The sequence below is a fragment of the Vibrio sp. Vb0598 genome (assembly GCF_033338935.1).
GTDB lineage: Bacteria > Pseudomonadota > Gammaproteobacteria > Enterobacterales > Vibrionaceae > Vibrio > Vibrio alginolyticus.
Map to the genome: position 1 here is coordinate 61,954 of NZ_JAWOTP010000022.1, position 24,547 is coordinate 86,500.

Genomic DNA, 24,547 nt, shown 5'->3' on the forward strand with positions numbered 1-24,547 from the left:
ACTCCAGCGAGGTTAGGAATCTAATAACACGACACTGAGCGGCTAATGAAACCATTTTGATCACAAAGTGCTCGGATGGAAGATCCTGTATCACGCTCCTTCGTCGCTGTACAGGATGACGAGAAATAGAAATATGCCACTCGCAGTTAAACGAGTGGCATTGTTCGAGAAAGATGGCGTTTTACATCAATAATAAGAGAAAGTACCGCTTACTTAATCAGCCCTACTTCTTTGTAGTATTTGAGCGCACCTGGGTGAAGAGGCGCAGATAAACCGTCTTTTACCATTTCCTCTTTCTTCAAGTTTGCAAACGCTGGGTGGAGACGGCGGAAATCATCGAAGTTTTCAAATACCGCTTTAACCACGTTATAAACCACATCTTCTGGTACAGCAGTAGAAGAAACAAACGTCGCGCCCACACCAAAGGTTTGAACATCACTATCTGTGCCACGATACATACCACCTGGGACATTTGCGACACGATAGAAGCTGTTGTCTGCAACCAGTTTTTCTACATTAGGTCCAGCTACCGTTACGATATTACTATCACACGACGTAGTGGCTTCTTTAATCGCTCCACTTGGGTGACCAACGGTATAAATCATCGCATCAATTTTGTTATCACAAAGTGCTTTTGATTGCTCTGCTGCTTTTAACTCAGAGACAAGCTTAAAGTCGTCGTTACTCCAACCATACTGGTTCATTAGCACTTCCATAGTACCTCGCTGACCAGAACCAGGATTACCAATGTTGACGCGCTTACCTTTCAAGTCATCAAAAGTTTTGATGTTCGCGTCTTTACGTGCAACGACAGTAAACGGTTCTGGATGAACGGAGAATACGGCGCGTAGCTCTTTAAAAGGCCCGCTTTCTTCAAACTTACTGGTTCCTTTGTAAGCATGATACTGCCAGTCTGATTGCGCGATACCAAGGTCCAATTCACCAGCACGAATAGTGTTGATGTTATAAATCGATCCCCCAGTACTTTCTACCGAACAACGGATACCGTGATCTTCTCGCGATTTGTTAACCAAGCGACAAATAGCGCCACCAGTCGGATAATAAACCCCTGTTACGCCACCGGTACCAATCGTGACAAACGTTTCCTCCGCAGACGCAGAAAAGCCTGTTGTGAGTGCCGCCAAAGAAGCCGCAAGTGCGATTTGCTTAAACTTAAACATTGAACATCCCTTTTACTTGTGTTGATGACCGTTTAAGTATAGCAATCGTTAACAATTTGATAACGTTTGAGTTCTCATCCTTGGCGGTTAGCTTAGTAATCACCATTTTATTGGCATATTCTGCCGTTATATAATGGCTCTATATAAGCGTAAACCGTATAGTCTAGAAAATTAAATCTTTAGACTGATATGTCCATTCTAAATTATCTATTAAATAGAAATACTCAGGTCAAATTACTATAATCTTGTTAAATAACCTTTATTCTATATAAATATGATGAGTTATAACTCCAGCCAGAAGACATGATGTACTTGAAATAAATAATACGAATGAGAGAACAAACAATCGTTGAATATGAATTGGAACCTTATCCCTCTTCTCTAACATTTTATATCGTTTCGCATGAAAAGTGCTCAGAAAAACAGTTCCATATTGTAGTACTCCGTGACCTGATAAGAATATATTCAGAGTGTAGTATCGAACTCCATTATCAAGAGCATCTTCAAGATACTTCAACCACTTGGATTTCAAATAAATAACAAACAAAAACCAAGCAAATATACCTAAAATTCCAACCGTAGTCAGATAAATCACTAAATCTGATGCTAAACTGATATCTTCCATCTTCGACTACTTATTAAGTTGAGTTTTATATAATTCTGTTCCCAAATACTCACCAGTCGAACTACCATATTTTGTTATTGAGTATCTAATTACACCCTTCACTACAAAAAATTCTTAAACACACTTTTTGTGAATAATAATGGCACTTTAACTTAATTTTACGCAACAAGGCTACTATGAAGTTGTTAGCTTTGAGCTGAGTTCAACAAAAACAGTAACTTTTATGCAATGTAACTCACTACGTTATATTGCTTTACAAACAAATCACCCAGTAAATATCCGTATCTAGTTTAGATAGCTGAAATAAAAAAAGCGTTGTATAAACAACGCTTTGTAGTTAGTGAAACGGATGGTTACACCGTTGGGACTGATGCTCGCCACGCTTGGTTCTGGCTATCTGAGATAGATCGGAACAAGTCACGTAGTTCTTTCAATAAGCCTTCTTGGAAACCAATGTTTTCATCGGCTTTCTGTTTGGCTGCTTGTGCGCGAGTCGCTTGTACTTCATCATCTTTGCTGCGCGCTTGCGCTTTGGTTTGCTCTACATTCGATGCTGAGTTTGCCATCTGGCCCAAAGCTTGAAGAATCGCGTTCTTCGCTTGGTTTGAGCTCATCAACTTATCGAACTTACGGCCACCACTTGTCAGCTGCGCTGTCGTGTCTGCGATATTGTCTTTCGCTAGTGAGTGCGCACGCTTAACCTGATCTTGCTGAGTTTTAGACAAGCTATTGTTATTTAATAACTCTTCTGCTTGATCGAAGCCAGCTTTTTGCGTTTTCAGTACATTATTGCTCGCCATTTCATTCTTGATTTCTTTCCCTGCTTTGAAAGAACCAAGGGCACCAATAATTGCGGTAGCACCCGCTAATACACCCGAAACGACTGCCATCGCGATCATTGCGCTTGCCGAGTTGTTTAGTTCTGCCGCTTGGCTTTCTAAACTCGCGACGTTTGCTTCAACAGCAATTTCACGTTGTAGCACTTGCTGCTCACGGCTCAGCTTTGATACTTGATACAACAATGTTAATAGCGTCAACGATTGTGATACCGCATCTGATGGTGACTTGATCACCTCCTCACCGTTAAGCGCTTTCATCGTTGTGCTCATTAATGAGCTCACCGTCGGCGCAAGAGCACTCATTAAGTTTGCAACAACTTGAGCTTGGTTACTCACTGTAGGAGCTTTAGGCGTCTCTAACTGGTAGCGTGCTGCACCAGAAACACCTGACTCACTTTGGCTTTTAACGGCACCCGCTTCAAGCTTTGTTTCCGGCGCTTTTTCTGCTTTGTTGGTTTTAATGGTATCGCCTAAACCGTATAGTTCACCACGACCCGTTCCGCCTACTTTATCTAGCATAATAAACTCCTTATACCGTTGCAGGACGGCTTAACACCGTTTGCATAGTTTCACTTTTCGCTTGAATCATTTGCATGATGAGGCTCATCAGCTCTTGGAAGTCTTCCATCAACTTACCAATCTCTTCTTTGAGCTTATCAATGACAGCCTGGCTTAACGTCATTTTGGCTCGAAGGTCTGTGATATCAGCCTGAATCTCTGTTACGTGAGCATTGTTAGCAGCATGGACACTGTCCGTTGCGCCTTTACCCACATTGACGGCAAGATCGACGGTTTCTGCGCCATAACGAATCGCTTTCGCTGTTGTTGTCGCAGCTTTTGTGCCCATATCCGCCACTTTCGCCATGTTTGCAGCGGCTTTCGTAGCGATTTCCGTGACCTTTTGAGCTACCTTACCAGCACCTTTTGCTGCAAGTTTCGCGATACCGCCAGCTGCTGCACCACCAAACGTCACAACAGCTCCAATAACCGCGACGGCGATTTCTAATGCCATTACGACTTTGTTTAGCACATCGACATTTACGCCCGCTTCTTTTAGCGCATCTTGAACGGCTGGCTCTTGCAACGCCATGCTCACTGCTCCCATGACGCCACCAGCGATCATAAGTGCACCGGCTGCTGCACCAACACCCGTTGCCACCATTACGGCACCAACAACAATAGAAACCACCGCACTGATCCAACCAAAGATCTTCGCTGCTAAGCCTGATTTTTGGGCTTCTTTTGCAGCGGCTTCCGATTCTTTGATTTTGTCTTGGTTTTCCACCATCTCTTTTTCGTGCTTAGCTTTTGCGACCTTCACTTCCTGAATTTTCAGCTCGTTTTGAGCACTTTTCAGTTTATCCGTGATAGCAGCAAGCTCTACTTCAAAATCATCAGCAGATCCTGCGATGATTTTGACGGCAATCGAACCTGTTTGGTCTGCAACTGCATGGAGAGATTTTGCAATGGTATCGACGATCTTTTGCAGCTGTGCCATGGCTTTTAGCGTCAAATCATTCACTTTGTCACTAACAGCTGCGTTAGGTGCATCTAACTGAACTTTTACTTTTCCGGTGTTCAGTACATCTGCATCTTTACTCTTCACGTTTTCTACCGTCACAGAAGGCGTCGCTGTAGACGCCGTTTTCTGCACGTTATCTAACGTGGCTTGGCCAGATTCAGGGCTATAAACCTGTGTCTGGATGCGGTCAAGTGCAATAGAACTCATAGTCTAATTACTCCTTTTTATTTCTCACCGCTTCTAACATGATGCCTGCACGCTCATGCAAATCTGCATATTGTGATTTTCCGGCAGACATCTCCTTCGCGCTGTAAAACCCACTCTCTGCTTCTGTCAGTTGTTCCAGTTTAAGGTGACATTCAGCAGAGTGAAAAGGTGGGCGTGGATCATTTACGTCCACTAGCGCTGCGTAGCTGTAGGCGTCTATTGCCTGCAGATACTCACCCAACTCCTGACGAGCCGCGCCAAGGCCAATGAAAAATCGCGCCTGATAATGATCAAGCATGCTGAGTAATTGAAATACTTTCGCTGCTTGCTCAATCTTTCCCGATTGGAAAAAGTTGTAACCTACGGCATAAATATGTTCGATGGTGTCCTGAGACACATCGTGCAACATTTTTAACGTGCCTCCCTCTTCCAAAAAAGACAGCAGTTCTTCTGCTTGCATTTGAGATGGATCGGTCGCGTTTGTTTTAGTCATGGTTGGTTATCCTTAAATGGCTCGTAGGATTTCTTGTAAAATACTGTGGTACTTCTGAACAAACTTGTTCATCGCTTCAACGGTCGAGTTGTATTGAGAACTGGTGTCGTTCAGCTCAGTGGTTTTGATTTGCACTTCATCGTTAAGCAACTTGGATTTAGCACTGACAGAACTAGAAAAATTAGACAGTTTTTTCGACTTCTCTTCGTCTTGGTACGACGCACCATCACCGATAGTAATACCTTGTGTTTGAAGGAAGTCTCGATGGTTTGTTATCTTATTATCCGTCAAATACTTGTACTCAGGTGAAGCTTCAAAATCCGTTTGATTGCTGTAGTTAAAGTCACTCGCTTTGAAGTTACTTTCTGGATATCCCGGTTTATAAACCCCATCAACACTTTGCGTAGAGTGAATTTTTGATTGCACAACACCAAAAACTTTAAGCTGTATTGTGAGATCCTCTAATGCCTCTTTCTGGTCATTACGTTTCTCTAAACGGTTAACACGACGCTCATTTAGTGCAAGCAGCACTTGCTCATCAAAACGGTCTCCAATGCTGGACTCAACAACGGCCAACAAATCACGAGCCGTTAGAGAGTGCTCTGCTCTCACCTCGCGATCCGCTTTCTCTTTATCGGTGATATTGAGTAGACGCTCTTTCAATGCCCCTAAGTTCTTGCGCAATGCCTCGTATCGCTCAGTAAATGAAGCCCCGGTAGATTCACCTTTTACTATTTTTTCAAACTGTAATCGGATATCTCGTTCGGTGTTTTCTTTGATCAAATTAACTTGAGCTGCCGTTATTTGTGTCTTTTGGACATCGGCTATCGCTCTGTCCTGGTAAAAGTCGTCGATTTCTATATTTGTTAAACTCACCGCGAAGTTGGCGAACAGACTAGAAAGGGTCAAAGGCTCAGTTCCACCAATGACAGTATTAAGTGCTGCTTTTAGATTGTTCGTTCCAGTCGCCTCACCATAAGCTGCACTATATTGGCCTTTCACTTGAGCGGCCATTTCATCTAACGCTTCTTTAAGCTGCTGTTTAGAAATACCAGGAGTCCAGGTAATTCTGCTAGCTAGCGCACTTGCGTCATCGGTGCTTAAAGTAATACCGATGCCTTGAAAACTACTTTTTAATTGAGCTGAGACTTGAAGAGCGAAACTCTCTTTAGTCAACAGAAAATCCGAGCTCTTCAGCTGCGCGAGATTAACGGAACCTAAACTACTAAAGGCATTGCGAAGAAAAGAAATAGAAGCATCTCTCACTTCACGGGAGCCCATTTGATTAGCAAGCTCTGCAACAAAAAGAGAAATTTCTTTGGTGGCATTAGCCAGACCTGTCTCGGAGAGGTTGGCGATCTGCTCCGCTTGGTTACTCTGAGTGCCCAGATTAAATTGACTAACAAACTCAGTAGACAACGAGCTATCTACGTTTTCCGTCAGTAACTTACTAAACCAAGCCTGAAACTGATTTGATAGCGTTTGGTTTGTTTGAGCATTAAACTCGGCTGCGGTTAATTCGCCATCTGAGTTAGAACTTTGTAGCGACTTTATCCAGACAGATGCGGTGTCGGTCAATGATATACCAGCAAACGCGTTATTTTTCGCTTTTAGGCTTTCAAGTGTATCAACATAAAGCGCGATGCTTTGTGATTCCGTTTGTCCCGAGATAGTTGGCAATGAAGAGATTAGAGAGGCAAGTTGCTGAGTCTCTGCTTCACCCAGTACAGGGGTAAATGCCTCTATCAAGTTTTGTTGGAAAGTGGGTAATGGTGCACTACTCGCAGCTGTGTCTGTTGCTCCTGTCGTAGAGCCAGTCGTTTTCATATTCGTCATTTCCAAACCTCTAAATCATCATGCCGCGCATCACTGTGGGACGCTTTCTGCGTTTACCTGACGTACCTTGTAGCTGATTTTGTTGTTGCCGGCGGCGCTGGACTTCGTCTATTAGCTCTTGCTCTGCACGTTTCATGGTATCTACTGGTGCTTTTATGCCGCCAAGTAAAACATCACCCGCAACAGGACCAACACCTAAGCCTTCCAATAGCTCGTTAAAAATATCGGTTCTGTCTTCAGCTTTTCTAATGGCAAGCTCAGCGTTCTCAATCGCATCGGTAAACGGTTGCTTCATCTTGATTCCTATCTTAAAGCGGGTCATCTCATCGGTGCTGTCAGTAACAGTCGTGAGTTTTTACTTTTTCAACTTTTTCAAAGGTCTATAATCTGCTAGGCGTAAACAGTACCAGTCGTCTAGCTCATCATGGCTTGCACCGCATGCTTTTAGATAGAACTGTGCCAATCGCTGGCTGCTCATGTTGCTACCACGTAACACATCGACGTTGCCGCGAATGACCCAATCGGAGGGATAAAGTTGAATGGCATGTTCAGCCAAGAGAAATAAGCCGGCAAAGGGGTTACTCAACCCCAATTTTGGACGAACGCGTTTCAGAAGAACGATGATGATTTCACCGTCCTCCACCCGAAAAACGAGCTCTAAGCCTTCAACTTCAATTCGATAACCAAGTTGAATTTCACTTTGTTGCCAAAAGTATGGCGTCACTTCGATCCCCGCTTGCGCCAGCGAGAGTATTAGTTTTGTTTTCATTACATCCCCACCCTTCCAAGTGGCTGAATATTGATTTGCTGGGTTAGTTCTTGAAATGACAAAACGGGCAGATCGTAGTATTCCGATTCAATAAGCTTTCGCACATATCGGCGTACATCCATAGACACAACTAGCACAGGTTTGTTCGGCATGCGGCTTAAGTCACCAATGGTCTGTTTCACATCACTGACAAATTGTTGCGTTACTGACGGATCTAACGCCAAGTAACTCCCTGCTGAGGTTTGACGAATACCGCTGCGTATCGTGTCTTCGAGATTTTGATCCAATAAGTAAGCGGGCAACATGTTTTGTCCGCTCGCGTATTTGTAGCAAATGTAACGTTTTAAGCTAGAACGAATGTACTCCGTCAGCTGTACAACATCTTTCTCTTTTTGGCCCCACTCAACCATCGCTTCCAAGATCACGCGAAGGTTTCGGATAGAAATGTCTTCAGAAACCAAGCGTTGCAAGATTTCCGTCATTTTTTGCAACGGAACAATACGCTGGGCCTCTTTAACGAGCTCCGAATAACTGCCTTCCATCTGCTCCAACAGATAACGCGTCTCCTGAATACCAATAAAGTCTTGTGCGTACTCCTTAAGAACATGAGACAAGTGGTACGTTAAAATCCTGTCGGGTGTGAGAAAACCGACATGACTGGCTACGAGTTTTTGCTCATAACTCTGCGCCACCCAAATGCTAGAAATACCAGGTAGAAAATCTTCATCTTGCTCATAAGGCACGCCTAATAAATCGATCTGTTCATTCCCTTCTGTCACCAAGAGTTGGTCTTTAACAATTCGTCCTCGTGCAACCGGGACTTCTTGTAACTGAATTAAGTACTCGCCATTTTGCATCCCCTCGTTAAAGCGCAGGTGGATGCCTGGGAAAGGCACGCCTAGGTCAAGATATAGTGCGCGTCTAACCCTTGCTAGCTCTTCATTTAATGCGACCGCTTCCAAGCTTTCCTGAAGGCTCGCGTCAAGATCAATCAACAGCGGGACCGTCATGGCGAACTCTTCTTGCTCACCTAACTTACCTTTGCTGTTTCTAGAAGGCGTGGGTTTGCTTGGCTTCGCTGCTGGCGAACCGGCCCCTTGCGAAACAAAGCTTGATAAGTCGGTGCTATCTGATTCCGCTTGTTTTTTCTGTTGATAGAAAAGGAAGAAACCACCACCACCAACCACGGCGGCCAAGACCAGAAAAGTGATTTTTGGAAACCCAGGGATGAGTGCGAACAGCACCAAAAGCACACCACCAATAAGAAGTGCTCGTGGCTGAGCAATCACCTGCCCACCAATATCCGATCCAAGATCAGAAGAGTCTTCATGAGAAACACGCGTCACGATAATACCGGCGGTAATCGCGATAAAGAGTGCCGGGATCTGCGACACCAAACCATCACCAACGGTCAAAATCGCAAATAACTCAAGTGCTTCAGAAGCACTCATGCCTTTTTGCGTTACCCCGATCGTGACGCCACCTAAGATGTTGACCACAATGATGACCAGACCCGCAATGGAGTCGCCTTTAACGAACTTCATCGCGCCATCCATCGAGCCATACATTTGGCTTTCTTTTTCAATCAGTGATCGTCGGTGCCTAGCTTCGTGTACGTCAATTACTCCAGCACGCATGTCACCGTCAATACTCATCTGCTTACCAGGCATCGCATCGAGTGAGAAGCGCGCACTAACTTCTGCTACCCTTTCTGAGCCTTTGGTGATCACCATAAACTGAACAATGGTAATGATCAGGAACACAACAATACCGACCACTAAGTTACCGCCCACAACGAAGTTACCGAATGTATAAACGATTTGACCAGCATCGCCTTGTAGCAAGATCAAGCGGGTTGTCGTGATAGATAAAGACAGACGAAACAATGTCGTGATCAATAGCACCGCAGGAAATGCAGAGAACTCAAGTGGCGTGGTGATGTAAATCGCTAACATAAGCAGCACCACCGCAATGCTCATGTTGGTGCCAATCAGCACATCCACCAGTGCGGTAGGAAGTGGCAATATCATCATAAAGACGATCGCGAGTAACATCACCGCAAGCATGATGTCTTTGCGTTGCCCTACTTTGTTTAGAATATCGATCAACTTATTCATGTGATTCACTATTTAAAGATTGCAGATAGCGTAGGTGCGCTTGGCGTGCCCCATCGACGTCATTTTGTTTCCAACGCGCTTGGCTTAAACAAAACCAGAGTCCTGCCGAGTCAGGATGAAGGTCGGATTTTAATAAGTGCTCACACACCTCAATCGTCCGGGTATATCGACCACTTTGTAAACACGCCACAGCAAGTGTTTGCATCGCCTCTTTGTGATGCGGTTCTATTTCTAGAACCGCATCGAGAATAGAAATGGCATGCTCTGGCTTTTGGTATTGAACTTGTAGCGCAGCGTGAACAAGTAAGAGTTCAATGTCTTTGGATCTCAACATGTTGGTTAGACCTGAATAAGGAGATTGAGCGCCATAGTAAGGTAACGCTGATCAAGTTGTGTACTTTGTAGCGTTTCGGATGCTTTGATAAAAGAAACGGAGCCTGAGTCCTGTGCAAGAACTTGCAGCTGAGCCAACGTTTCATCGAACTGTTGGCGGTACTTTTCTGGACGCAACAATTCTGAGTGCAACAATTTTGGCTTGGTTAACGCGATTAGGTATTGGTCTGAAGGCCTGAGGTCATAGAGCTTCTCTAAATGCGTAGCGACCGCCTGTCCATCCGGAAGTAATTGAAACCGTTCAGGGAAATCGGCCTTAACCTCACTATGAGTAACATGCGTGAAGGCTTCTATGCCTACGTTTAAAGTGCTAACTCGAGTCATGAGCCTGCCACATCGTTATGTAGACGAGCCAAAAGCGTAAACGCTTGCTCTAAGGTCGGAAGTGTTACTTCTTCTCCTTTTAGCCTTGCTGAAAAAACCAGAGTTTGCTCATCTAACAAGCCGGTTTTAATTTCGAAAGGCCAGCCTTGATCGGCATGACACAAACACAGTGCACTTTGAATCATGTCACTGGTTTGATGCCAAGATAACGCTCGAGACAACATCAAGAATAACTGCTCACCCTGTCGCTCAATATGCAGCGTACCACTTTGCTCAAAATCCAGCTGCACCCGTCCAGCTGATGAGAAATCGACGGCATCGAGCCCCATTCCTCGGCAAAATTCATCGACGGATGCATCAATCCAACTCATCTTCCCACGCTTCCTCTTCTTCTATATCAATGGCTTCGTCTAGCGCCTTTTGTACCGCTTGGATTAAATTCTGTCGTTGTTCTTCATCGGCGAATACGTCAATTGGGATTGCGCGAACTAACTTATGGAACTCTCGAAAAAAATCGATTTTTTGTTCTACCGCCGTCAATTCCATTGCGTTGGCGACTTTCCATATCTCATCACTGCTTACCCATCGCTGCTCTACCAACGCAATCACATCAGCCATCAAATTAGAAACTTGATAAGCCATAATTCGTCCTTTCCGGTTTAAACATTTGGAACAGCTGATTCACACGATCTTGCAACGTATTTAGAGTTTTGAGTTTTTGCATATCGGACATCAACCACTGCAACTTAACCGAATCGATACTGCTACCTTGAACACTAAGATCTGCACTCATGCCTTGCAGCATAAAGTCAACAGCAGTCGATACCTCCTGCTCACCAAAGCGCGCCACTACATCTTGATAAGCCGCGCCGAGCCCTTGATAACTATGAACGGTATCGCGGTAGAAGCCGCGCAGCTGATGCAAAGAGCTAAACTCTTGCTCTTGGCTGTATTCATCAGCAAAATTTGAGACACGGATTTCCGTATCAATTTGAGACCATGTATCTGGGTTTTGCTCGATTCTTAGAAGTGCTTGGTCAATCAGCGCTAGTAGGTGTTTACTTTCTGGACTCGCACTCAAAAACTTTTTAACGGCTTTTAGGGCGAGGTATTGATGGCTTTTCTCCTCGGAAAACCCATTCAAGTAGGCTTGTAATTGCGCGATGGTCGAGATATTTCCTCCCGCCATTTTTGTAGCCAAATCTTTGATCTTTTGATTCTTTTCAAGATCAGGGACTTTTCTTAAATAGTCCGAAACGAGTTCATGTGCTTCATTAACTCGAACACCACTGTCTTTCACTTTGCGCTTGGTCAGATCTTTCTCTGCTTTTTCGGAACCGAGTGAAGTGAGTTCTTCCATCGCATCAAAAAGTGATTGTGTGGCATTGTGAACACTGACGGTTTCACCGCGATAATTGCCTTTTTGTGAAACGTCGGGGCGAGACGATTCCAACCCGTTTTGGATAGACGCATCAAACTTTGGATTTGTTGCGATATGATTGTTGATAATACTCATTCACTTGCACTCCTTCCGCACAATACAGGCGAATTATAGGAAGTGCGCTTTTTTGAAGCTGTCAAAATCAGACGTGTTTTTTTAGTGCGCTTTCAGTTTTCTAAAAACTCCCGACTGATATTCACTATAAATTGATTCTTATACTTTCTATCCTCTCAGCATCAATCATTGCGCATATTTTTACCTTGAACGATTTCTCATACATCACTGATATCCAACAATCTGCGATTAAACACACGCGTTTGATCCAAATTCGCGGGCGCGTTACACAAGTCACCGGCACCATTATTAAAGCTGTCGTCCCTGGCGTTCGTGTAGGTGAACTGTGTGAGTTGCGTAATCCCGATCAAACTCTGTCTTTGTTAGCGGAAGTGGTTGGCTTCCAGCAGCATCACGCTTTGCTCACTCCGTTAGGAAATATGTTTGGGATTTCCTCAAATACAGAAGTAAGCCCAATGGGTAAAATGCACGAAGTGGGTGTTGGCGACCACCTGTTAGGTACAACGCTTGACGGGCTTGGGCGCCCTTTCGATGGTACGCAGAGTCAGGAACCAAGTGCTTGGTATCCTGTTTATCGCGATGCGCCACCACCAATGCAACGTAAACTAATTGAAAAGCCAATCTCTCTTGGCGTTCGATCCATTGATGGGCTACTGACCTGTGGTGAAGGTCAGCGCATGGGTATTTTTGCAGCGGCTGGTGGGGGTAAAAGTACCCTACTGGCAAAACTGATTCGCTCCGCAGAAGTTGACGTGACCGTTCTCGCCTTAATTGGTGAACGCGGACGCGAAGTACGCGAGTTTATTGAGCATGACCTAGGCGAAGAAGGAATGGCCAAATCGGTTTTAGTGGTCGCTACCTCTGATCGCCCAGCAATGGAGCGCGCCAAAGCCGCTTTTGTTGCAACTTCTATCGCAGAATATTTTCGTGACCAAGGTAAACGCGTGCTACTGCTGATGGATTCTGTAACGCGTTTCGCCCGCGCACAGAGGGAGATTGGACTAGCCGCAGGCGAGCCACCAACACGACGTGGCTATCCGCCTTCCGTTTTTGCCGCTTTGCCAAAGCTGATGGAACGAGCTGGACAATCAGACAAAGGATCAATTACAGCACTGTACACCGTGTTGGTGGAAGGTGACGACATGACAGAGCCTGTCGCGGATGAAACTCGCTCCATTTTAGATGGGCACATCATTCTCTCGCGTAAACTTGCCGCAATGAACCATTACCCTGCGATTGATGTACTTCGGTCAGCAAGCCGAGTGATGAATCAAATCGTTGAACCCGATCATCAGGCGTCTGCTGCTCATATTCGCGAAATGTTAGCTAAGTATGAAGAAGTTGAGCTGCTAATCAAAATTGGCGAATACCAACATGGCGCAGATAGTCGAGCGGATTTGGCCATTGCACAAAGTGATGATATACGCGCCTTTTTACGCCAAGGCACTCATGAACCAAGCGATCTTGATGGCGCTATCGCTCAACTTAAAGGGATGGCGAAACAATGATAGAACGCTTATTAGAAATCAAAAAAATTCGCGCTGAACGTGCGGATAAAGCCGTCAAGCGTCAAGAATACCGAGTGTCAAACGCCGCAGCACAGGTTCAAAAGGCCGAACGTTCTGTCGCGGACTATCACGTTTGGCGCCAGGAAGAAGAAGAGCGACGTTTTGCTAAAGCAAAACAACAAACACTCGTTCTCAAAGAGCTAGAAACATTAAGACAAGAAATCGCGTTGTTAAGAGAGAGAGAAGCCGAACTTAAACAACGTGTGGCCGAGTCAAAAAAAGCGCTTGAAATCGAACGCTCGGCACTTAAAGAAAAGCAAAAAGAGGCGCGACAAGCCCATAAAACCAAAGAAAAATTCGTTCAGTTGCAGCAACAAGAAGTCGCGGAAAAATCGCGAGAAAGGCAATACAAAGAAGAACTCGAACAGGAAGAGTTTCGCACTGTCGACATTATCTAAAGGTTCACTATGCGCATTACCCCAACAACTGAAACATCGAATACGCTGCACAAATCAACGCCAGAACAAGTGCCTCTCGAGAAGGAGGCCGAGCTTCAATCACAATTCGAGCATGCAATGACGAAGAAGCCTAGCAAGGGAAAGGAGTCTATCGTTGGGAATCCCCCAAAAAATCATACTGGCGAAGAAGACATACCGCTAAGGCATGAGACATCTCAAGGTCTAGATAAGAAACCTAACTCATCGAACCAAGAAGCCAACGCTGACAAAAACATCTCCACTTTAAAAGGTCAAAGTGACGTCGTCACTAAGAGAGATATAGAGAAATCGCAAGACGACGCAGAAAATAGCGAAGAAATAATTAGCGAAAACAATAAATTGCTTAAACATGATGGAAAAAGCGATGGCGACACAGTTCTAAGCTCCCCTTCTACCGAGCGTGTTGATCCTCACTTTCAAGCTCATTTGAAAGATGATAAACCGACGCCGATGGATAAACATACCTCGCCGGATTGTCTCTCTACGCTTGAATCTGGCTTGCTCCCCCAAAGTGCGACAGCGATAGAGCTCGCTCAAGATGGGATTAACATTGTTGGCTTAACGAAAAAGCAAACTGAAACAGCGCACAATAAGCGTGCAACTCCGCCGCTACAGAATACAGGCAAACGACCAGACCAAACTGGTGGCCTGCCTGAAACCAAGCCTCTTGAAAAAATCGTGACGAAAAGCGCACTAGTCGCCGTTAAAACGGATGAAGAAAAAGTCCCTTCTCAGCCCTTTGCAAGTGCGGTAACACAAGGCGATGTCATCCTAAAAAGTGTTGCTTCGCAGGCTCAACCAAGCCCAACGCGAGACGTAAACCAATTACTCCAGCAATTGGTGGACAAAATCTATGTTGCTCTGCCAACCGCATCGGACAACAAAGAGGTTCGGCTGTTTCTAAGTGAAGGACAATTAAAAGGTGGTGAAATCCACATCAAGTTGGACGCTCAAGGGTATAGCGTGACGATTCGACAAGAGCATGCCCTTACCATTATTAGCCAGCAAGCTAGACAAGATCTTGCTGAACGGCTAAACCGATTCGGTGGTGAGCAGCCACTTCGCTTAGCGATCAGCGAACAAACTCAACAGCTCGATCAACAACAACATGAACAACAACACTCACGCCAACAACGCAGCGTGTATGAAGAATGGCAAGCGGAGAATGACCTATGACGCCGTTAATAATCCCCAAAGTGGATGCAGAAAGTATCGCGCTCAGCAATCAACTTTGTGCAAAACAGTGCCACTTCCAAGGGACTGATGGTCAGAGCGTATCGATTACTGTTGCTCAAATCCCTTCATTTGAAGGGTTCCGTTTAACCACGTTGATTGGAGGGCAAACCCTACAAGTAGACTTTTCTCGTGCGCAGCTCCAACATTGGCTGAAATCGACCTTAAATGCTACTGCGTTTGAGTCCCTGCCTAACTCCCTCCAGTTAGCACTTTTGAGCTCACAGATAGAACCGCATAGTGAGGCAATCAAAGCGCTATTTGGTCAGTTACCCATTCTTAGTCAACTACAGCCGTTAGAGGCGAGCCAGGCCCAAGAGCATGCTTTAATGTTAACCCTCAATAAGCCTAACGGCTCTCTTTGTTTGTGGGTTAGCGAAGGATCAAACGTGTTGTTGGATGCGCTACCAAACAGCGCTGCTCTACAAGCTCGACACCTCGCTTTACCTGTGTGGTTAAGTCTTGGAAGGACCCATTTGACGTTAAGCGAATTTAATTCGCTCGAGCTGGGAGATGTCATCTTTTTTGACGATGGTTACATCGCCAAGCAACAAGCCATTTTTCAAGTATCTAACCAGAATCTCTGGCGCTGCCAACTGGATGACCAAACTCTTCACATTATGGAAAAAGAAACCAATATGAATGACGTAAACACTTCAGAAATGTTAACCGACCACCAGCAACTGCCTGTGGAACTCACGTTTGATATCGGCCATCAAACCATCACGCTAGAGCAGCTTAACCAGCTTCAGCCAGGGTACGTATTCGAGCTAAACCAGCCTGTATCTAAGCCGGTAACATTGCGTGCCAACGGCAAAATCATTGGTGAGTGTGAACTGGTTAATGTTAACGAACATTTAGGTGTGCGCGTACTGGAGCTGTTCGGTGGCACGCAGGAGCCAGCATGATCCAGTTACCCGACGAGCTCAATCTCATTGTCAGCTTAGCACTGCTGGCACTGATCCCATTTATCGCCATGATGGCGACGTCGTTTGTGAAACTCGCCGTTGTATTCTCACTGTTGCGTAACGCTCTCGGTGTACAGCAAATTCCGCCGAATATGGCGCTTTACGGATTGGCTATCATTCTGTCAATTTTCATCATGGCTCCCGTCGGGTTTGAAACCTACGACTACGTAAAGCAGCATGATATCTCCCTTGAAGATTCTGCAAGTGTAGAAGGCCTCATTGAAAGCGGTTTACAGCCTTATCGAGAATTTTTGAAAAAGCATATTCGGGAAACCGAAGCCATATTCTTCACTGATGCTGCACGCACATTGTGGCCACAGAAGTACGTAGACCGTTTAGAGTCGGACAGCTTATTGCTCTTACTGCCCGCATTTACCGTCAGCGAGCTTACTCGCGCTTTTGAAATTGGCTTTCTGTTGTACTTACCGTTCATCGCTATTGACCTAATTGTGTCGAATATCCTACTCGCGATGGGGATGATGATGGTATCGCCAATGACGATTTCCCTCCCCTTCAAATTGTTGCTTTTTGTCTTGCTTGACGGCTGGACAAAGCTCACCCACGGCTTAGTGTTGAGTTACGGTTAATCACGGAGAAAGTATGCATTCTGCTGAAATCATTCATTTCACGACTCAAGCATTAACCCTAGTGTTGTACTTGTCATTACCGCCGATTTTAGTCGCAGCATTGGTTGGTACATTGGTGTCGCTTATTCAGGCGTTAACTCAGGTCCAAGAACAAACGTTAGGCTTTGTGGTCAAGCTTATCGCGGTCATTATTACGCTGTTCGTCACAACGCAATGGCTAGGGGCAGAGCTCCACGCCTTCGCCTCGCTTGCTATGGATAAAATTCCTCAAATACGATGAGTTATCACGACTTACACCAGGCTTTATTTTTGTACAGCCTGACGTTACCTAGGTTAATGGCATGCTTCATCTTTTTGCCTATTTTGAGCAAGCAAATGTTAGGCGGCACCATGGTGAGAAATGGTGTGCTTTGCTCACTCGCACTGTTTATATTTCCGATGATTAATCAGCAAAGCTTGCCCGCAGAAACCGACGGCATTTGGCTGATAATGATTTTGGGTAAGGAGGTATTAATTGGGCTATTGATAGGGTTTGTTGCTGCTATCCCCTTTTGGGCGATAGAAGCGGCCGGCTTTCTGGTCGACAACCAACGTGGGGCTGCCATGGCGAGTATGTTTAACCCAACGCTAGGCTCACAATCCACACCAACAGCGGTATTACTGACCCAAACGTTGATTACCCTGTTCTTCTCTGGCGGGGGCTTTGTCACTTTTATCTATGCGTTATTCAAAAGCTATACATCTTGGCCGATCGTGGACTTTTTCCCAACCGTTAGCGACGCATGGGTGAGCTTCTTCTACGCGCAATTTGAACAGCTTATGTGGCTTGGTGTGTTGATGTCCGCTCCACTAGTGTTGGCAATGTTTCTTGCTGAGTTTGGTCTGGCGCTTATCAGTCGTTTTGCACCGCAATTGAATGTTTTTTTCCTTGCCATGCCAATAAAAAGTGCCATCGCGAGTGTTTTACTGATCGTGTATCTCGGAATAATGATGGATCACTTTGAAGTACAGTTTTACGGCATTACCCGATTCGCAGAACAACTCAATACCATTTGGCAATAACGCTTAGGATTCTTTATGAGTGCAGAAAAAACAGAGCAACCCACCGCAAAAAAGTTACGCGATGCTCGACAGAAAGGTCAGGTTGCCAAAAGCCAAGAAATCGTATCGTCTGCATTAATTTTGGCGCTCATAATTGTACTGTTTGCGTTCGCCGATTATTACATGTCGCACATCTCAGCGCTTATTCTCCTACCAAGTAAGCTTGCTTATCAGGGTTTCCAAGATGCGCTAGTCGATGTCGCTATCGCCATCGCAAAAGAAATTGCCTATCTACTCGCTCCGATTATTCTGGTTGCTGCACTCGTCGCCATCTTTTCCAATATGGGGCAGTTCGGATTCCTATTTAGTGGTGAGTCCGTTAAACCCGACATCAAAAAGATCAATCCCGTCGAAGGGGCCAAACGCATTTTTTCCCTCAAGAGTGTGATTGAGTTTATCAAGTCGATCCTTAAAGTCTCTCTTCTTTCCTGCATTATCTGGGTGACATTACGCGGTAACATCAACGCTTTAATGCAAATTCCAACTTGTGGGCTAGAATGTGTCCCGACCATTACTGGCGTCATGATTAAACAATTAATGATTATCTCTTCGGTAGGCTTCATCGTCATCGCTGCCGCAGATTTTGCGTACCAGAAATTTGATCACACGAAAAAGCTCAAAATGAGCAAGGACGAAGTGAAACGCGAATACAAAGAGATGGAAGGCAGTCCAGAAATAAAAAGCAAACGTCGTCAGTTGCACCAAGAGCTACAAGCCTCCAATCAACGCGAAAACGTTAAACGTTCTAATGTATTAGTTACAAACCCAACACATATCGCGGTTGGCCTTTATTACAAGAAAGGCGAAACGCCCCTGCCCGTCATCACTTTGATGGAAACCGATGCGGTAGCCAAACGTATGGTCGCAATCGCCAAAGAGGAAGGTGTGCCTGTGATGCAAAAAGTCCCTCTTGCTCGTGCACTATACGCGGACGGCAACGTCGACCAGTACATCCCAAGTGATCTTATTGAAGCAACCGCCGAAGTACTTCGTTGGTTGGCCTCGTTAGAATCCGAGGCGGACTAACAAACCACATCCCACTCAAGATCTGGGCTTACAACTGACCAGCTTTCAACCTCGATACTTTCCACGCTATAATGCGGTATCCTTTAACTGTATGTTGTTTTTATGAAATCTAGCTTAAGCATTCGCTCCTACACGAAACGTATGAGCCGACATACTCATAGTGATTATCATCAACTCGTGCTTCCTCTCCAGGGCAACATACAGATTGATATGGATAGTTATGTCGGAAAGGTGGCGGTTGGCGACTGCATAGTCATCCCCAAAAGTTGTGCTCACGGTTTTAATGCCGAAGAGTCATCACGCTTTATTGTTGCGGATATGACCACTTTGCCCACTCATTTGATGGATAGTAGTGTGGCTGTGTTTTCGATTAGCCCGCCTCTACTGAGCTTTATCCAGTTTGTCGAAAAGCAACTTGAGTATCAGGTTAATGATGAAATTGAAAACTCAATGGTTGCAACCTTCTACCTGTTGCTGGAGCAACAAAAGCGGTCTCGCTCCGTAGATTCGCGTATTCGAGATGTACAGGTTTTGATCGCCGAGCAGCTTGATCAGCCACTCACCATTGCCTCATTAGCGAATGCCGCTTGCTTGAGTCCGACGCAGTTTAAAAAGCTTTTTAAAGAGCAGCTAAAAGTGAGCGTCCATAAGTACATTACACTACAACGTATGGAAAAAGCCAAAGCACTACTGACTCATACAGACCTTCCAGTTCAGTTGATAGCTGAACGAGTTGGCTATAGTGACCTTTCCGCGTTTAGTCGACGGTTTTCAATGCATTTTGGTATGTCTCCTAGAGAGTTTTCCCGATAGTCACTAAAATAGTCTTCTGGAACAAGTATTCCGTCTTTTCAGCACAAAAATCTCTATCGCTTTCTTTTATTCTTTCTACCCTAAAACAGCCATTCACTAGGTAGAAATTACAGTGTTAAAAAAACATTTCACCGACTATCAATTAGGAACTTTATCCATACTTTTTGCTTCAACCCTGTGGGGAACGACGGGCACCGCTGCCAGCTTGGCACCGGATGTCAGTGCTCTCGCCATTGGCGCATTTTCTATGGGTATTGGTGGATTTATGCAAGCATGTCTGTCTGCGAAGTCACTGAAGAGAGATTTTCGAAAAGTCGTACATAAGAAGAAAACGTTACTGGTTAGTATTATCGCCTTAGCCACCTACCCACTGGCTTTTTATTCATCAATGCGATTCGCTGGTGTGGCTATTGGTACGGTTATTTCTATCTCCACTGCTCCTTTCTTTTCTGCTTTGTTAGAGTGTCTCTTTAGCCGAAATCAGACCATAACCAAGCGCTGGATGATGAGTTTCGCAATCGGGGTCATTGGCATTACCTTGTTGCTGGCTTCTGAGTCATCCGCAAATAGCTTATTTGATCAGGATATGAAGCATTGGGGTGTATTACTTGGCCTATTGGCAGGTTTGACGTACGCCATTTACTCATGGGGAGTAAAGGCTATGATTGACCACGGCATTGAATCGCAAACGGCCATGGGAAGTGTTTTTGGTATTGGTGGAGTTTTGCTTCTACCAACACTTTTTATCACGGGTGATAATCTATTTGCATCGTCAACTAATACGACGGTCATGCTCTACATGGCCTTGATTCCAATGGGGTTAGGTTACGTCGCTTTTGGGTTTGGGCTACGGTTTGTTACAGCCAGTGGAGCTAGTATACTCACGCTATTTGAACCTGTTATCGCAGCAGCACTAGCAGTTGCGATTGTTGGGGAAGAAATTTCTCTCATTGGTTGGGTTGGTATAACGTTGACACTTGTGTGTTTGTTTCTTCAGTCGAAAAATTAAATTCAATGGCGATGAGCCAGCCCCAAAAAGTAACGCTGACGGTAGATAAAGTAAGGAGCAGCACCTACTCCCTACTTTACCATTTGAAATTACACCCAGCCTTCTGCCAAGTACATCAATCGCAATTGACTTGGTGAGCCTAGTTTTTCTAGCGCATCTAATTGGACGTCACTCAGGTTTGGGCATTTATCAAGATAAACCCGTCCGTTTGCTGCATCTAGGGGGAGCTTGTAGGTGAGCTTTTCGTTGATTTTACTTGCTTCCCCTTTATCAATCGCTCGAACAGCTGGCATGAGCCAATCCCAATCTTCTCCTAACAGTTTTTTAAATGCCCCGTTAGCAATAGACTCGGTTTTACTTGGTGCATCCTCTGGGCTTAGCTTCAAGATAGAGTCTACGTCAGGGACCAAGTGCTCACTTGGTTCTGAACCCAACATCTTTTTCAGTGTTAATCGAGCGGCTTCCATCTCTTGTGCCTCTTTAGGCGCTTGAGGAGAAGTCATTGCAGTATCCTCCTTAGGGCCAAGGTACGCCATTAATGCGCGGACAGAAGCCGGATCTTGCATACTGAAGGTAAAGTCTCCTTTTGCATTGGAAACTTCAAGTCTAGGTAAAACACCAGACATTTCGCCTTGCATAAGTTGCTCTTTTACTTCCGTATTTAACCCGTATGCCCCAGCTTGGTTCGCCACAAAGCCACCGCCGCTCATGATAGCAGTCGTTGCCGCAGAACCGATTGCCTCTTTTGCTATCGGTGTGACGCCCACCGTTGCTACAGAGCTAACACCGAACGTGCCCAGGCTCCCCGTCGCCATACCTAACGTAGCTCCAATGCCACCTTCAGCCGACAGTATCGCATGACCTTGAGCCAAGGTTTGCTGCATCGGCATAGAAAGACGTTGATCTCGCCCTGGCAGCTGTGAAATTTGTTCTAACTGATGATGGTAAGCCTCAGCATCACCATTTACGGCCGCTTTGTGCAGCTCTCGACCTGTAGAAATCAATAAGCCAACGCCAGGTAATGCCAAGTTAATAACGGCGTTCACACCAGAACCTTTTAGCTTTTCTTTGCCCATCTGTAACAGTTCAGCAGCGAAGCCATCCATTTTTCCTGGATACTGGGCTTCTAAACTCACCTGCATACGCGGATCTTTGCTGATCGCATCAAACGTATTTTTAAGCTGCTGGTACGTATCGCTGCTCACTTTTATTTCATCCAATAGGCTGACAACTTCTAAGATTTTACGCTCAGTAAGTGGCTCACCGCGATAGCCTGAAGGACTCACTAGGGAGTAAGCCAACAGCGCAACCTCAGGTTTTTCTTGCTTAAGTAGCGCCTGCTTTAAATCAAGGTGAGTTTTGATGTTTTCTTGGAAAAACTTAGTGTATTTGCTTCTCAATACGCCTTCGTGAATAGAAGCAAACTTATGACCTTTGTGGAATGTGGAAGGTTCTTTTACTTCACCTCTTTTACTGATCACTCGGTCATCTTTTTGCGCAGCAACTGCACGAAACTGCTCTAGATCAGGTACTGGGCTTTGGCTGATTTTTTGTGTTGTATTAACCATTTTTCTCTCCTACACACGAAGTGATTGAACATGAGCTTGTTCATGATTAGAGGTGGTTGGAATCGCTTGATCCAACATTGCGAAACGCGCTTGCCACAGCTCGGTCTGTTCAATAACTTCGTGAAACCAAGCGGTAAGGTTCGTCGTATTTAGATGCTCAACGGGTTTACGTCCTGCTAAGACAAGCTGTCGACCGTTTGGAGCCAAAGCAAGTGCGAGGCTGCCACTACCAATTCCTTGATAGTTAGCATGAGCAAGAAGCTCTAAACCTTTTAGTCGTTGTTCACCGGATTTTTCTAACCTTCCGAACGTTACAGACAACATCAAATCATCCGTATCTGTCGCGATGAAATACAACATGTAGCGATCATCGACCAGTAGCTGACAACGTTCATTTTCTTCAAAGTTCAGTTCGGGCAACTCATTGAGTTGGCAAAACTCCAAGAGCAGTTGTTGAATCGTCTTCATAACTTTTTCCTTTTGTTTCAATAACTCTATTGAACAACGATTGCAGGTTGAACGATGTCGGTAATGGCTTTATTTTTGTCACTTTTTCGCCTGCATTGTGAGGTTTTCCGCAGAAATCTCGCTCTAAAAACGAGTTTCCAGAGTAATAAAAAAGAGCAGCTCAGGGCTGCTCTTTCAATGAAGGTTAGATGCTTAGCATGGTGTATTTGCTCACTTCTTTTGCAGATTGACTAACCCAGTTTATGGCTATCAAAAATGACTTCTGTTGGCGGGAACATATTCGAAACAGGTGGTCGTTGTGCATCTCCAAACATTGGTGCACCGAATGCAGATGTCGCCCACGGGTCAACAATTTTCACATCCTTACTCCACGTTGATGGATCTTTTATGTCGCTCCCCTCTTGTCGACCAACCAGTACATAAAGGTGTGTACCTGAATGACCCTTTTTAAACGCAACCACTTCTACTTTGGGTTCACTTTCAGGTGTTCCTGACATGCCTTGAATCATCTCAGCGGCGGCAGCAAAGGCAAATGTAGTACAGCAGCCGGCTTTCGCGGTTTGTACTGCCTTAGCAATGTTCTGTAGAGTGCTTAATTGCGGTGCGGTTCCTCTTTGTGCTGCAGCTTGAACTCCGTTTGCGGACATCGTCGCTCTGTGATCTTGCATGATTCGCGCTTGATCCGCGTGAAGCTCTTTTAGTCGTGGCTTTCCTTTTGTTTCATAAAACTGTGACCCCTTAACACCGAACGTATTTAAGTCCGTACAGGCAAAATCACCAAGCTTTTGAAGGTTGGCTTTATGTTCGTTGATAAGCGCGATACTCGATGAGGCTTTATTGGTTTTGGAAGAAGAGGCTGCCGTTTGTGCCGTTGGCCAATTTGAGCTAGGGCCAGACGACAATCTCTCAAGATTTTTCAGGCTCCCAAGCGTTAACTTGTTTTCACCGTTCAACACATTTTTCAGCATGAGCTTCGCAACATCTTTAGGAATACCCTGCTTAGTAAGCAGGTTCACTACAATATCTTTCGCTTTATTCTGGTGGCTAATACGCGCGCTGATACTTTTATTTTTTGGTGCACCCTCTTTAACAAAAATATCTTTGCCGTTGTGTGCTCGAACCTCTTTGTCGTCAGCCTGATTTTGTGTCGCCAAATGTGACGTTAACTGACTCAACGAGTGCATGTGCGATGTATTAATATTGACCATGTGTGATGCCTTAAACTTGAATAAATGCGTGTACGTCTGTTTGGCTAAAATCTACAACCGTGTTGTTTTGAAATAACTGTCCCCAAGTATCAACTAATTCATTCAACTGAATGATTAAGTTAGCAATGTTGGTGAGTTCACTTCCAGCCGCGATAGCAACTTGAAGAACAACGTCTTTGCGTGTTGGATTCACACAAAACTGCACACCACCTGTTTCTCGATACAAAAAGTTGTATTCAAGTAAAACTTGAAGTTTATCTAGCGTAATATCATCTTGTTCTATAAGCAGGTTTTTGGAAATCAATAACTCGCCTTTTTCCTCTACGAGCAGAACATCGACACTGTTGTTTTCAGCAAAATGCAGTGACCACATTTGATCGTCATACGCTGTCACGCGCTCAAGGTTCAGCACTTCTCCTAGCTCAGAGAGAAGCATATTAATCTTTCCTGTATCCATGTTGTGTCCTGTCTAATTTATTATAACTAAGTGACATCGATATATTTATTTCAGCGAAGCCACTTGGGTATAACGGCTCATTTAAATAAGCGAATAAGGATAAAAGAGATTTTATGGCGAGATAGAAACCGACACTTTATTTCAACGTCTCATTTTTATTGCTATTAGCCGTTTTATTGAGAAGAAAAATTAAGGTTAAGCTGGAAAGTAAATTACCACCTTCTAAAGAAGGTGGCTTTGTGTGAGCCCCCTAAAAGGGGGCCTTTGTTTAGTCCAGCGCCA

28 protein-coding genes are annotated in these 24,547 nt (G+C 44.9%); 10 read left to right on the forward strand and 18 right to left on the reverse strand.

The genetic code is table 11. The features are described from left to right. Positions 1 to 209 precede the first annotated feature (209 nt). The 14 genes from R7Q38_RS19040 to sctW all read right to left on the reverse strand — a co-directional run bounded on the left by R7Q38_RS19040 (position 210) and on the right by sctW (position 11,822). Positions 210 to 1,181, reverse strand: a complete 972-nt coding sequence (locus tag R7Q38_RS19040; protein ID WP_005388171.1) for a TAXI family TRAP transporter solute-binding subunit — start codon at positions 1,179 to 1,181, stop codon at positions 210 to 212. 259 nt (positions 1,182 to 1,440) lie between these two features. Continuing rightward, positions 1,441 to 1,806, reverse strand: a complete 366-nt coding sequence (locus R7Q38_RS19045) for a hypothetical protein (protein ID WP_017821699.1) — start codon at positions 1,804 to 1,806, stop codon at positions 1,441 to 1,443. A gap of 353 nt (positions 1,807 to 2,159) precedes the next feature. Beyond that, positions 2,160 to 3,164 (reverse strand): type III secretion system translocon subunit VopD, encoded by a 1,005-nt coding sequence (gene vopD, locus R7Q38_RS19050; RefSeq protein ID WP_005377262.1) that lies wholly within the window; start codon positions 3,162 to 3,164, stop codon positions 2,160 to 2,162. Between the two features lie 10 nt (positions 3,165 to 3,174). Further along, positions 3,175 to 4,374 (reverse strand): type III secretion system translocon subunit VopB, encoded by a 1,200-nt coding sequence (gene vopB / locus R7Q38_RS19055; protein ID WP_005377260.1) that lies wholly within the window; start codon positions 4,372 to 4,374, stop codon positions 3,175 to 3,177. A 7-nt stretch (positions 4,375 to 4,381) separates the two neighbouring features. After that, positions 4,382 to 4,867 carry a SycD/LcrH family type III secretion system chaperone VcrH gene (gene vcrH, locus R7Q38_RS19060; RefSeq protein WP_005377258.1) on the reverse strand — a complete coding sequence of 162 codons (486 nt, stop codon included), beginning with the start codon at positions 4,865 to 4,867 and terminating at the stop codon, positions 4,382 to 4,384. A 12-nt stretch (positions 4,868 to 4,879) separates the two neighbouring features. Then, the gene (locus tag R7Q38_RS19065) at positions 4,880 to 6,703 is read right to left on the reverse strand and encodes a virulence-associated V antigen (protein ID WP_275667451.1); all 1,824 of its coding nucleotides are present in this window, start codon (positions 6,701 to 6,703) and stop codon (positions 4,880 to 4,882) included. 10 nt (positions 6,704 to 6,713) lie between these two features. Then, complete coding sequence (locus tag R7Q38_RS19070; protein WP_005395092.1) at positions 6,714 to 6,998, reverse strand: LcrG family type III secretion system chaperone; 285 nt, start codon at positions 6,996 to 6,998, stop codon at positions 6,714 to 6,716. A 60-nt stretch (positions 6,999 to 7,058) separates the two neighbouring features. After that, complete coding sequence (locus R7Q38_RS19075; protein WP_053304394.1) at positions 7,059 to 7,472, reverse strand: LcrR family type III secretion system chaperone; 414 nt, start codon at positions 7,470 to 7,472, stop codon at positions 7,059 to 7,061. After that, entirely contained in the window at positions 7,472 to 9,598 is a 2,127-nt protein-coding gene (vcrD, locus tag R7Q38_RS19080; RefSeq protein ID WP_086013006.1) for a SctV family type III secretion system export apparatus subunit VcrD, read from the reverse strand. The genes R7Q38_RS19075 and vcrD overlap by 1 nt, the downstream gene beginning before the upstream one ends. Continuing rightward, entirely contained in the window at positions 9,582 to 9,923 is a 342-nt protein-coding gene (vscY, locus tag R7Q38_RS19085; protein WP_239938696.1) for a type III secretion system chaperone VscY, read from the reverse strand. Before vscY ends, vcrD begins: the two co-directional genes overlap by 17 nt. Positions 9,924 to 9,928: 5 nt before the next feature. After that, positions 9,929 to 10,306, reverse strand: coding sequence for a type III secretion system protein VscX (vscX, locus tag R7Q38_RS19090; protein ID WP_064368455.1), 378 nt, complete (start codon positions 10,304 to 10,306; stop codon positions 9,929 to 9,931). Further along, the gene (gene sycN / locus R7Q38_RS19095; RefSeq protein WP_005388159.1) at positions 10,303 to 10,677 is read right to left on the reverse strand and encodes a type III secretion chaperone SycN; all 375 of its coding nucleotides are present in this window, start codon (positions 10,675 to 10,677) and stop codon (positions 10,303 to 10,305) included. The genes vscX and sycN overlap by 4 nt, the downstream gene beginning before the upstream one ends. Beyond that, positions 10,664 to 10,948 (reverse strand): TyeA family type III secretion system gatekeeper subunit, encoded by a 285-nt coding sequence (locus R7Q38_RS19100; RefSeq protein ID WP_005377239.1) that lies wholly within the window; start codon positions 10,946 to 10,948, stop codon positions 10,664 to 10,666. Before R7Q38_RS19100 ends, sycN begins: the two co-directional genes overlap by 14 nt. Then, complete coding sequence (gene sctW / locus R7Q38_RS19105; RefSeq protein WP_239938698.1) at positions 10,929 to 11,822, reverse strand: type III secretion system gatekeeper subunit SctW; 894 nt, start codon at positions 11,820 to 11,822, stop codon at positions 10,929 to 10,931. The genes R7Q38_RS19100 and sctW overlap by 20 nt, the downstream gene beginning before the upstream one ends. 185 nt (positions 11,823 to 12,007) lie before the next feature. On the opposite strand from sctW, the gene vscN reads away from it, so the two are divergent. From vscN to R7Q38_RS19155, 10 genes are all read left to right on the forward strand, one after another. Further along, complete coding sequence (gene vscN / locus R7Q38_RS19110) at positions 12,008 to 13,330, forward strand: SctN family type III secretion system ATPase VscN (RefSeq protein ID WP_017821332.1); 1,323 nt, start codon at positions 12,008 to 12,010, stop codon at positions 13,328 to 13,330. Continuing rightward, positions 13,327 to 13,788, forward strand: coding sequence for a type III secretion protein (locus R7Q38_RS19115; protein ID WP_025768127.1), 462 nt, complete (start codon positions 13,327 to 13,329; stop codon positions 13,786 to 13,788). Before vscN ends, R7Q38_RS19115 begins: the two co-directional genes overlap by 4 nt. A 9-nt stretch (positions 13,789 to 13,797) precedes the next feature. Then, a complete protein-coding gene (locus R7Q38_RS19120; RefSeq protein WP_206949669.1) occupies positions 13,798 to 15,003 on the forward strand; it encodes a type III secretion system needle length determinant in 1,206 nt (401 codons plus the stop codon). Continuing rightward, complete coding sequence (gene vscQ, locus R7Q38_RS19125) at positions 15,000 to 15,968, forward strand: type III secretion system cytoplasmic ring protein SctQ (protein WP_206949668.1); 969 nt, start codon at positions 15,000 to 15,002, stop codon at positions 15,966 to 15,968. The genes R7Q38_RS19120 and vscQ overlap by 4 nt, the downstream gene beginning before the upstream one ends. Further along, positions 15,965 to 16,615, forward strand: coding sequence for a SctR family type III secretion system export apparatus subunit VscR (vscR, locus tag R7Q38_RS19130; RefSeq protein WP_005377232.1), 651 nt, complete (start codon positions 15,965 to 15,967; stop codon positions 16,613 to 16,615). Before vscQ ends, vscR begins: the two co-directional genes overlap by 4 nt. Positions 16,616 to 16,628: 13 nt before the next feature. Further along, positions 16,629 to 16,895 carry a SctS family type III secretion system export apparatus subunit VscS gene (vscS, locus tag R7Q38_RS19135; RefSeq protein WP_005377227.1) on the forward strand — a complete coding sequence of 89 codons (267 nt, stop codon included), beginning with the start codon at positions 16,629 to 16,631 and terminating at the stop codon, positions 16,893 to 16,895. Continuing rightward, the gene (gene sctT / locus R7Q38_RS19140; protein ID WP_031778955.1) at positions 16,892 to 17,677 is read left to right on the forward strand and encodes a type III secretion system export apparatus subunit SctT; all 786 of its coding nucleotides are present in this window, start codon (positions 16,892 to 16,894) and stop codon (positions 17,675 to 17,677) included. Before vscS ends, sctT begins: the two co-directional genes overlap by 4 nt. A gap of 15 nt (positions 17,678 to 17,692) precedes the next feature. Continuing rightward, the gene (vscU, locus tag R7Q38_RS19145; protein ID WP_005387129.1) at positions 17,693 to 18,742 is read left to right on the forward strand and encodes a SctU family type III secretion system export apparatus subunit VscU; all 1,050 of its coding nucleotides are present in this window, start codon (positions 17,693 to 17,695) and stop codon (positions 18,740 to 18,742) included. Between the two features lie 102 nt (positions 18,743 to 18,844). Further along, entirely contained in the window at positions 18,845 to 19,555 is a 711-nt protein-coding gene (locus R7Q38_RS19150; protein WP_239938700.1) for a helix-turn-helix domain-containing protein, read from the forward strand. A 106-nt stretch (positions 19,556 to 19,661) separates the two neighbouring features. After that, positions 19,662 to 20,564: a DMT family transporter gene (locus R7Q38_RS19155; RefSeq protein WP_372587967.1), complete on the forward strand. Its 903-nt coding sequence runs from the start codon at positions 19,662 to 19,664 to the stop codon at positions 20,562 to 20,564. A gap of 89 nt (positions 20,565 to 20,653) precedes the next feature. Here R7Q38_RS19155 and R7Q38_RS19160 read toward each other — a convergent pair whose 3' ends face one another. The 4 genes from R7Q38_RS19160 to R7Q38_RS19175 form a co-directional block, all read right to left on the reverse strand. After that, positions 20,654 to 22,132 (reverse strand): hypothetical protein, encoded by a 1,479-nt coding sequence (locus tag R7Q38_RS19160; protein ID WP_053304391.1) that lies wholly within the window; start codon positions 22,130 to 22,132, stop codon positions 20,654 to 20,656. Between the two features lie 9 nt (positions 22,133 to 22,141). Beyond that, the gene (locus R7Q38_RS19165) at positions 22,142 to 22,600 is read right to left on the reverse strand and encodes a CesT family type III secretion system chaperone (protein ID WP_239938701.1); all 459 of its coding nucleotides are present in this window, start codon (positions 22,598 to 22,600) and stop codon (positions 22,142 to 22,144) included. Between the two features lie 230 nt (positions 22,601 to 22,830). Further along, positions 22,831 to 23,808 carry a type III secretion system effector VopR gene (vopR, locus tag R7Q38_RS19170; RefSeq protein WP_239938703.1) on the reverse strand — a complete coding sequence of 326 codons (978 nt, stop codon included), beginning with the start codon at positions 23,806 to 23,808 and terminating at the stop codon, positions 22,831 to 22,833. A gap of 10 nt (positions 23,809 to 23,818) precedes the next feature. Beyond that, positions 23,819 to 24,265 (reverse strand): type III secretion system chaperone, encoded by a 447-nt coding sequence (locus tag R7Q38_RS19175; RefSeq protein ID WP_033906168.1) that lies wholly within the window; start codon positions 24,263 to 24,265, stop codon positions 23,819 to 23,821. Between the last annotated feature and the right edge of the window lie 282 nt (positions 24,266 to 24,547).